The 10,109-nt window shown below is 46.0% G+C and carries 8 protein-coding genes and 1 pseudogene; 5 read left to right on the forward strand and 4 right to left on the reverse strand.

What is annotated here, in order from left to right; genetic code table 11:
* The coding region (locus VK958_RS11075; RefSeq protein ID WP_325241280.1) for a hypothetical protein at nt 1-617 on the reverse strand (617 nt) is incomplete at its 3' end.
* A gap of 255 nt (nt 618-872) precedes the next feature.
* Here VK958_RS11075 and VK958_RS11080 point away from each other — a divergent pair.
* Nucleotides 873-1,343, forward strand: a complete 471-nt coding sequence (locus VK958_RS11080; RefSeq protein WP_325241282.1) for a TonB family protein — start codon at nt 873-875, stop codon at nt 1,341-1,343.
* 139 nt (nt 1,344-1,482) lie between these two features.
* Here the strand turns inward: VK958_RS11080 and VK958_RS11085 are convergent, their stop codons facing one another.
* A complete protein-coding gene (locus VK958_RS11085) occupies nt 1,483-2,640 on the reverse strand; it encodes a Fic family protein (RefSeq protein ID WP_325241284.1) in 1,158 nt (385 codons plus the stop codon).
* A gap of 430 nt (nt 2,641-3,070) precedes the next feature.
* Between VK958_RS11085 and paoA the strand changes: the two genes are divergently transcribed.
* Genes paoA through VK958_RS11105 form a run of 4 tightly spaced genes read left to right on the forward strand, consistent with a single transcriptional unit; the run spans nt 3,071 to nt 9,277 of the window.
* Complete coding sequence (gene paoA / locus VK958_RS11090; protein ID WP_325241286.1) at nt 3,071-3,718, forward strand: aldehyde dehydrogenase iron-sulfur subunit PaoA; 648 nt, start codon at nt 3,071-3,073, stop codon at nt 3,716-3,718.
* Nucleotides 3,715-4,665, forward strand: a complete 951-nt coding sequence (locus tag VK958_RS11095; RefSeq protein WP_325241288.1) for an FAD binding domain-containing protein — start codon at nt 3,715-3,717, stop codon at nt 4,663-4,665. Before paoA ends, VK958_RS11095 begins: the two co-directional genes overlap by 4 nt.
* A 3-nt stretch (nt 4,666-4,668) precedes the next feature.
* A complete protein-coding gene (gene paoC, locus VK958_RS11100) occupies nt 4,669-6,933 on the forward strand; it encodes an aldehyde oxidoreductase molybdenum-binding subunit PaoC (protein ID WP_325241290.1) in 2,265 nt (754 codons plus the stop codon).
* 40 nt (nt 6,934-6,973) lie between these two features.
* Nucleotides 6,974-9,277: a hybrid sensor histidine kinase/response regulator gene (locus VK958_RS11105; protein WP_325241292.1), complete on the forward strand. Its 2,304-nt coding sequence runs from the start codon at nt 6,974-6,976 to the stop codon at nt 9,275-9,277.
* On the opposite strand, the gene ribA is transcribed toward VK958_RS11105, so the two are convergent.
* The gene (gene ribA, locus VK958_RS11110; RefSeq protein WP_325241294.1) at nt 9,260-9,898 is read right to left on the reverse strand and encodes a GTP cyclohydrolase II; all 639 of its coding nucleotides are present in this window, start codon (nt 9,896-9,898) and stop codon (nt 9,260-9,262) included. The two genes, VK958_RS11105 and ribA, sit on opposite strands and share 18 nt — an antisense overlap.
* A pseudogene (locus tag VK958_RS11115) lies at nt 9,885-10,109 on the reverse strand (AAA family ATPase); the annotation flags it as partial. The gene ribA and the pseudogene VK958_RS11115, both read right to left, overlap by 14 nt.

Genomic DNA, 10,109 nt, shown 5'->3' on the forward strand with positions numbered 1-10,109 from the left:
TGTTCTAGCTTATGCGTGCCTGTGCATTTATCTTTGTAAGAAATCAAAGTTTGGTCAAAAGACTTTTTTTGTTCATTGAAGGCATTGGTTTTGATATTTACTTGGTCTAACTGCGTTTTTAAACTATCTAAATTGTCATTAAAAACTTTTTGTTTTGATTTCAAATGCTCAGTTTTTTCTTTTAATGTCGCTGAGTCAGCGTTAAATTTAATAATGTCTTTATTAAATTGCTCGACTTTTTGATTGATCTTTTTAGCCGTTGGCGCATCCACTTTCTTGCTAGTGAGAGACGATAGTTCCTGTTTTCTTTTTGCAAACGCTTCATTGAGCGTGTTCATTTCCGTAATCTCAAGTTGTAATTCACCTGATTCTTTTTCCAGGGAGGAACGAACCTTTTGATTTTCCTCCACCATTTTTTCAGCTTTTAATACTTCTTCGTTAATAAGCTTGGTTTCAAGTTGAACACGATCAAATTGTTGCCTCAAAGCCGAGTCAGAACTCATGCAATTTTCTAACTCTTCAAAAGTAATTGTCGGCATGCCTTTGGTATCTACTCCCCAGATGTGAGCAATCCCAGGCAGTCTAATAGTTGAGGGTTTAGATAGCTCGTCAGCCAAGCATGAATGTTTAACAGAGAGCATTCCGAAAGTGATCGATAAAATATATATAAGTGTGCGAGTCATTTTTTTGTAAGACTTAATTTTTTTATGATTTTACAAGATATTATTTACCTTGGCTGTTCTCAAATGCCAAATGGTAACTGGTGCTTTCTTAAGGTCGCAGTAACGATCTTAGGTTAAGATTCTAGAGTAAGTTTATAACACCAAAATAGTACAAAATCCTCTCTTTTGAAACCAACCATTTAGCATGCTATGCGATACATATCCATTCTGATTTTATCTTTGTCATTCATAAGTGCCTCAAGTGCTGAGCGTGATATTGATAGCATTACCGAAATTGCTCAGGCTTACAGGGAGCAAAAGATCAATGCTGGTCCATTTGGTGTACGTGAAGAAGTACGTAAACACCTGTTTACAAAAGGCCACATTATTTTCCCCGATGCCACTAATTTACCGACGAGTGAAGATATCAATAAAAAATGGGTTAATGCAAAGCTTCTTAAAATAGCTAAACCGACTCTCTCTATCGGAAAATCAGCGTATGTTGAAGTAGCTATTTTGATTGACGAGAGCGGTTCAGTCGCTGACACATATATCATCGAGTCTTCAAATGATCATTTGAATGCGGCAGCGGAGACAGCCGTGCGGACCTGGAAATTCAAACCAGCTTCAGTTGAAGATCAGACGCGAAAAGCGGTTTGGATTATCCCTTTTATTTTTTGAGTTGCTGAGTAGAGATCACTCTAGCAATCCAGAAAATTGCAAGTGCATGGCGCAAATAGCGAAGCTCTTCTAAAAGCGTTATTTCCCTCCCAAGGGGAGCAATATATATGTATGAGCTGCATCCCCTCTTAATATTCTATCAGTTGTTTATTTCTGCCTCTGGCCAAAGCCGGGGGAAGAGGAATTGCATACTATGCAACGGTACTCCCATATACACATTACCTCTGGCACTGTCTGATAAAAGTAGTTTGTAATCAAGTAATGCTTTTAAAAGCCGATCAGCTGAGCGTTCAGCCATTCCTGTCATTTTTTTGAACTCACCACGCTCCATAGGGCCAGTAATCGCAATGTAGTGTAATGGGTTGAGTGCGGCTTTTTTTATACCAGAAATGCCCTTGTTTTCTTCAACAACCAGGAGTGTTTCAAGACGACTTTTAAAGTCAGTAAGGTTTAACATGCCTTCCATAAATGTTACCTGGTCTATGCATACATTCAAAAAGTAACGAATCCATTCAACCAAACCTTGTTCTGTGAGTGCACCGCGGCCATCGTAATCACCGTTTTTTAGGTTGTCTGCATTATGTAGGCGATCATAGTATTCTTGATGGCTTCTCGCTAAACCGCGCATTGGCGACCAAAGACCATTTGTTAAGCCCATTGCATGAAGCAATAGGTGACTGTGTAATCTGGTGACGCGCCCATTACCATCGTTAAAAGGGTGTATCCATGCCAATCTATGATGCGCACAAGCTAAGCCGATAAGGGCCATATCTCCATCGGGCACACCGCTATAGGCTTGAATCCAGCGCTCAATAAAATTAGATAAATAATGTGCGTCAGGCGGCATATGTATGCCAACGGTTACATTTCGCGTCCGAAATTGCCCTTCATTAACCGGCTCATTGTTGTCAGTTACACGATCAACTTTATCCATATGGCTATAAAGCTGATAGTGGAGATTGGTAATTAAATTGGCAGAAAATACTTCGCGCCAGTTTGTACCTGCAATATGCTCTTCACCCCAAGCCTCTGTCAGTAGATGCGCTCTTGCGATGCGTTGTTTCTGGGCAATATCTTTATTAATAGAGTAATCATTATTTAAGGCAGATTCAATTTCCGCCGGCATTGTATGCTGCCCCTCTATTTTATTGGTGTAGTAAGAGTTCATTGCTCGCAAAATCATGGAAAGGCTCTTATTAAGACCTGGCATGGGGTTTGCAGTTAGTTTTATGGCTCTGGCACGTAATCCGCTGGCTAGGGATAGCAACTTTTCAAGTTCCCTTGCTTGAGGCAGCATTGGCTCCATTTGAGCAACATGTGTAGCAGCAGGTGCGCGAATTACTTTAGCGATCATTTGGCGAATATAAAATAAGGTTTAACCTTTGCCATAGTACTATATATTTCAATATGTTATTTAAGTATTAATCCCAATATGGTTGATAAATTGGCGAGTATATTGGCGAAAACTTTGGCTGCTTTCATCCCAAGTTAAAAGCTTTAGAAATTTTTGAATATTCCATCTGCCGGGATTGATAAGGCATCAAATGATCTGATGATGGCTTGGGCTATCGACAGGGTCACAAAAAAGTCCTCGATATATTCTTGAGCTAGATTCATTCCTATTTCCGCTGTATCGAAGAGGAACTTAATCTAGTCTGATATATCACTTAGTTATCGCGAAACAAGTACTGATTAATCAGGCAACCTCTTTTTCCAGGAAGTGAAGCATGGCTGAATTCGATCCAAACAGACGTAAATTCATAAGAAATACTGCGGCTTCAAGTGGAGCGATAGCAGTTGCCAAAATGGCGACAGAAGCCGAAGCTAGATCAGTTATCCAGCCTTCACAGACCACCGAGCCTTCCAAGGTGAATGTCTTATTGCGAGTGAATGGGAGTGAGCATCAGTTGCTGGTTGATTCGCGAACTACGCTACTCGACGCCCTACGGGAGCGCTTGCATCTTACGGGCACGAAAAAGGGATGTGATCAAGGCCAGTGTGGTGCTTGTACCGTCATCGTAGACGGACGACGTATTGCATCATGCCTGACCCTTGCCGTGATGCAAGAAGGCCACGACATCACAACGATTGAGGGTTTGGGTACTCCGAATAATCTGCATCCGATGCAGGCTGCCTTCATCAAGCATGATGGCTATCAATGCGGATTCTGTACGCCGGGACAAATCTGCTCTGCAGTTGCCATGCTCGATGAATTCAAAGCCGGGATACCGAGTCATGTCACGGAGGATCTGACACGGCCAATTGAAATGAGCCCTATTGAGTTCAGAGAACGCATGAGTGGTAATTTATGCCGCTGTGGTGCTTATTCGAATATCCAGGAAGCGATCTCAGAAGTTGCCGGGGTATCCAGATGAAAGCATTTACTTATGAGAGAGTCAATTTACCGATTGATGCGGCTGTCAAAGCTGCACGTATCAATCATTCGAAATTCATTGCAGGCGGAACTAACCTCCTGGATTTAATGAAATTGCAGGTAGAAACCCCTGGCCATTTAATTGATATCAATGATCTTGGTTTGGACAAAATTGAACCCACTGAAGAGGGTGGTTTACGAATCGGTGCCTTGGTGCGCAATACAGACCTTGCTGCTCATGACGTTGTGCGGCGCAAATATGGTGTTCTTTCAAGAGCGTTGCTTGCGGGCGCTTCCGGCCAGCTGAGAAATCAGGCAACCACGGCTGGCAACTTATTACAGCGTACCCGCTGTCCTTATTTTTATGATACCAATCTGCCCTGTAACAAACGCGAACCCGGGACTGGGTGTGCAGCCCTTGGCGGATATAGCCGCAATCATGCGATTGTAGGTGTGAGCGATCAATGTATTGCTACGCATCCGAGCGACATGGCTGTTGCGATGCGGGTATTGGATGCAACGATAGAGACTGTTCGCTCGAACGGGTCAACCAGATCGATACCTATTGCTGAGTTACACAGGCTACCTGGCAATAATCCCCAGATTGAACATGCGCTGGAGAGGGGTGAATTGATCACTGCTGTGACTCTTCCGCCGCCTGTTGGTGGCATGCATATTTACAGGAAAGTAAGGGACCGCGCATCCTATGCCTTTGCCCTTGTCTCTGTTGCGGCCATTATTCAAAGAGACGGATCAGGCAGGGTGGCATTAGGCGGTGTTGCACATAAACCCTGGCGCATTGAGGAAGCTGAGCGTGCTTTGCCGAAAGGCGCCAAAGCAGTGTCGGCCAAGTTGCTGGCAAATGCGCGAACCACACATGACAATGCATTCAAAGTGTCACTGGTGGAACGTACGCTGGCCTCGGTGATCACTGAAGCGAAGGCATAATCCATGAAATTCGATACCCCGGCAACCAATAACCCTATAGACCAGCTGAAAGTGGTGGGTCAACCCGTTTCCCGCATTGATGGACCGCTCAAAACCACCGGCACCGCGCCCTATGCCTATGACCGGAATGACGTTATCGCAAACCAGGCTTATGGTTACATACTTGGATCAAGTATCGCAAAAGGCCGCATCGCTTCAATCCATTTATCTGCAGCCAAAGCTTATCCAGGCGTGATTACAATCGTGACTTACCAAAATGCGGGTAAGCTCGCAAAAGGTAAATACAATACTGCTCTTTTACTGGGTGGGCCAGACATCCAGCATTATCACCAGGCTATCGCCATTGTGGTGGCCGAAACCTTCGAACAAGCCCGTGCTGCCGCTCACTTGATCCAGGTTAAGTATGAACGATCCAAGGGCTATTATGACCTGGAAAAAGAAAAGCCGAAGGGCGTCCCAACAGATGATACGGGTGCAGCGGGTGAGAGTGCCGTAGGTAATTTCGACGCTGCTTATGCATCATCGCCTTTAAAGTTGGATGCGACTTACTCCACTTCCCATGAGTCGCACTCTATGATGGAACCGCATGCAACGATTGCAGCCTGGGATGGCGGCCAGTTAACACTATGGACCTCTAATCAGATGATCGATTGGGCGGTTGGGGATATGGCGAAGACTCTCGGCATTGCCAAGGAAAAAGTACGGGTGATATCCCCTTATATCGGTGGTGGGTTTGGTGCCAAATTATTTTTGCGCTCTGATGCCCTAATGGCCGCCCTTGCAGCCAGGGCCGCACAACGCCCTGTGAAAGTAAATTTGCAGCGCGCTTTGATCCCTAACAATACAACGCACCGCTCCGCAACGATTCAGCGCATACGCATTGGCGCTAATAAAGAGGGATTGATTACCGCTATCGGCCATGAAAGCTGGTCGGGAAACTTGCCGGAGGGCGGGCCTGAGGCCGGCGCATTCCAGACGCGCTCCCTGTATGCGGGAGCCAACCGGATGACCTCAAATCGTGTGTCCAGGCTCGATCTGCCGGAAGCCAACGCCATGCGTGCGCCAAATGAGGCTTCCGGGCTGGCGGCGCTTGAAGTTGCCATGGATGAAATGGCAGAGAAATTAGGCATGGATCCCATTGAGTTCCGCATCAGGAACGACATTCAAATTGTTCCGGACTCTCCTCCTAAACCGTCATCGAGAGATTCACAATCCAAAAAACCTGAAGAAAAGGAGCCGTCCACTCAGCCACCATTTTCTTTACGTCAACTGGTGAAGTGCTTCCAGATTGGCGCCAAACAATTTGGATGGAGTAAACGAAAAGCAAAGCCTGGTGGACTGCGTGAAGGCCGCTGGTTGATAGGATTGGGAGTCGCATCCGCTTATCGGGATAACGTAGTCACGAAATCAGCTGCACGCGTGCGTCTGGATAAACGTGGCTATTTGACGGTTGAAACTGACATGACGGACATCGGTACCGGCAGCTATACCATCATTGCCCAAACGGCGGCGGAAATGATGGGCGTTCCTTTAGCAAAGGTCAATGTGAGGCTCGGCGACTCGAATTTTCCGGTCTCGTCTGGTTCAGGCGGTCAGTGGGGCGGTAACAGTTCTACTTCAGGTGTGTATGCTGCCTGTATCAAATTGCGCGAAGCCATTGCGCAAAAAACAAATTTCAATATCGACAGTGCCATTTTTTCTGATGAGAAAATCAGTCATGGCTCACAGAGCTTCACTCTAGCGGAATTGGCGGGCAGCCAAGGTATCAGCGCTGAAGATATGATTGAATTCGGTGATCTTGATAAAAAATACCAGCAGTCAACCTTTGGTGCACATTTTGTAGAGGTTGCTGTGGATGCTTACACCGGCGAAACCCGGATACGCCGTATGTTAGCCGTTTGTGCAGCCGGGCGCATCCTTAATCCAAAAACGGCGCGTAGCCAGGTGATTGGCGCGATGACCATGGGGGTAGGGGCTGCCTTGATGGAGTCACTGGAGGTCGACCAGCGCTATGGTTATTTTGTGAATCATGACCTGGCGGGCTATGAGGTCCCGGTACATGCAGACATTCCGCACCAGGAAGTGATTTTCCTGGAAGAAACGGATCCTATCTCATCCCCTATGAAAGCCAAAGGCGTCGGAGAGTTGGGTATCTGTGGTGTGGCTGCAGCAGTATCGAACGCCATTTACAATGCCACAGGTGTTCGTGTGCGTGACTATCCTGTCACCCTCGACAAACTTATTGGCAAAATGCCGATAAATGTGTGATAGATTCATGGTCAAACCTTACCATGTCTGAGTTGCAACTATGTTTCCTGCCCATGTTTATCAAACCGCATTAAATACATCAACGGCAGGTCAATATTTCCTCTCACCCTCTGTAGATCCAATATTTCTTGAGGTCAACGATACCTTCCTTGAATTTGTAAAGTTAAAACGTGAAGATGTAATTGGCAAACGATTATTTGAAGTTTTCCCGGCGGATCCACATGACCAGAAAGATACAGGCTTAGAAGCCCTTAGACGCTCCTTAGCACGTGTGATTGACACAGGCAAACAAGATAAACTCCCCTTACAGCGCTATCCAATCAGATCTACCAAAGAAGATGGAACGGTCATTTTCGAGGAGCGGTACTGGAGGGCCAGCAATACCCCGATCTTTGATGAACAAGGGTATTTGTTTTGTATCTCTCATCAAACCAGTGAAGTTACCGAGAAGGTGTATGCTGAAGATGCCCAGAAAAAGGCTGAGTCTCGATATCGTAGCTTGACGGAATCCATCGATGAAGGATTCTGTGTGATTGAAGTTTTGTTTGATGAACGTGATCAACCCATAGATTACATTTTTCATGAAATCAATCCGCTATTTGAAGAACAGACAGGGCTACATGATGCAAAAGGCAAAACCATGCGCGAAATGGTGCCAAATCACGAGTCACGGTGGTTTGAGATGTATGGCCAAGTAGCCAAAACCGGACAGCCTATCCGGTTTGAGAACGGCTCCAAAACATTAGGCCGTATATTCGACGTGTATGCATACCCTGTGGATGAGCCAGGTGAGAATATGGTAGGCGTCTTGTTCAGGGATGTCACACAGAAAAGAAGCGACGAAGAGCAATTACGCTTAAGTGAGTCTCGCTTGAGAGCGCTGATCACAGCAACCGCTGAAGTGGTGTATCGGGTGAGCCCTGACTGGAGTGAGATATATCAGCTACAGGGGCGTGGTGTCCTTAAAGATGTCACCAATTCCAAGAAGCTTTGGTTTGAAGAATATGTGCCGCCTGAAGAGCATGAAAAACTGCATACTGCCATTGCCAAATGCATCAAGCAGAAATCAAAATTTGAGCTTGAACTAAAGGTTATTCTTGCGGATGGTAGTGAAGGATGGCTTGAAACCAGGGCCGTCCCTATGTTGGACGAAAAAACCGGCGAAATCACCGAGTGGATAGGGGCTTCTACCGACATTACCTCACGTAAGCAGGCAGAAGAGAGTTTGCGTGAAGCCGGACGTCGTAAGGATGAGTTTCTTGCCATGCTTGCCCATGAATTACGTAATCCCCTGGCACCCATCTCCGCAGCTGCAAATATCTTGCCATTAGCCAAACATGATCCTGCGACTCTAGAGAATTGCAGTAGCATTATTGCAAGACAGGTTAAGCATATGACAGGATTGATCGATGATCTTCTCGATATGTCACGCGTCACTCGCGGACTGATTACCTTAGAGAGTAAAGAAGTCGAACTGAATGATGTCGTCACACATTCCATTGAACAGGTCAGCCCCCTCTTTGCAAAACACCATCATCATTTGGTATACAACAATCCCTCAGGGCACATCTTTGTAAGGGGTGACAAGAATCGCCTTATTCAGGTCATCAGTAACATATTGAATAATGCAGCCAAATATACCCCCGATAGCGGCAGGATAGAGCTGGTTTTAGAAACAGACGAAAGATTCGCCAAAATCACGGTATCAGATAATGGCATGGGTATGGAGCCTGTGTTAATCAACAGCGTATTCGAGCTGTTTACCCAAGCATCCAGATCATCCGACAGATCTCAAGGAGGGTTAGGCATTGGTCTGGCGCTGGCAAAAAGTCTTGTGGATTTACATGAAGGACAGATCACTGCTGTTAGTCCAGGACTTGGTATGGGCAGCCAGTTCCAGATTTTATTGCCACTTATCCAAAGCGTAGGTGCTGATTCAGTCGATGGAGGCAGTAACATTTTAGATACGGGTGACACAATCAGGACTACGAAAATATTGGTGGTGGATGACAATGTGGATGCCGCTGACATGACAGCCACTCTGCTTGAGATGTCGGGTTATAAAACAATCGTGGAGTATGATCCGCTAAAAGCAATTGAACGGGCAAAGATTGAAATGCCTGCTGTTTTAATTTTAGACCTCGGTTTACCTCAGATGGATGGCAAAGAGTTGGCTAGGCTGTTACGCAGGGAACCTGAAATTGCGAATGCGACGTTTATTGCCTTGACCGGTTATGGTGAAGAGCAGGAGATGGCTAATGCCATCGCGGCTGGATTCGATCATTTCTTTATGAAACCTATGGATACCACAAGATTATTAGACGTGTTAAAGGATCTCAAGTGATAGCCAATGTCCCAGTTTCAGTTTTTTAACATGCAAATAGGATTGATTCGAGGCGTTCACTTCAGTCTGCAAAGGTCGGATCTCATCGATCAGGATTTTATGCGATAACAATGATGAAACCTTGTCAGGATTGTTGGTCAGCAAGGTGATGGCAGCCACATTCAGCTTTTTTAAAATCGCAGCAGCAGCTTCATATTTCCTGTTATCCACCGGCAGGTTCAAATGCAGGTTAGCGTCTACCGTATCCAATCCGCCATCCTGTAAACCATAGGCCAGTATCTTGTTGGTGATGCCTATGCCCCTGCCTTCCTGGCCGCGCAAATAGATAATGACGCCTTTTCCCTCTTGCCGGATAAGCGTCTGCGCAAGTTTGAATTGGTCGCCGCAATCGCAGCGTTGCGATGAAAACACATCGCCAGTCAGGCATTCTGAATGCACACGGGTGAACACATTGCCCTGGCCTGCGATATCACCCAGCACCAAGGCAATGTGTTCGACTTGGGTGTCAGCATCTTCAAACACATGCAGCACATATTCACCATATTGCGTGGGTAGCCTGGAGGTTGCTTTCAGGCTAAATCGCTCCGCTTCTAACGCAGGCTGCAAATCATCTAAGCGCATTAATCGCTCCCATTTTGATCAGCTTGGCCCGCACTACGTTTCTGCTGACGCCTAGTAATCTGGCGGTTTGCACCTGGTTCTGGTGGCAATGGTCATAGGCGGCTTTGACGAATGCATCTTCAAAATAGGTATATAAATCCTGTTTGCCGGATTCAAATAGCTGGCTGAAGGCTTCTTTCAGCACATCGGTGCCTGCCTGATACTGCAATGG

It is taken from the genome of Methylophilus sp. (genome assembly GCF_035460085.1).
Taxonomy (GTDB): Bacteria; Pseudomonadota; Gammaproteobacteria; order Burkholderiales; family Methylophilaceae; genus Methylophilus.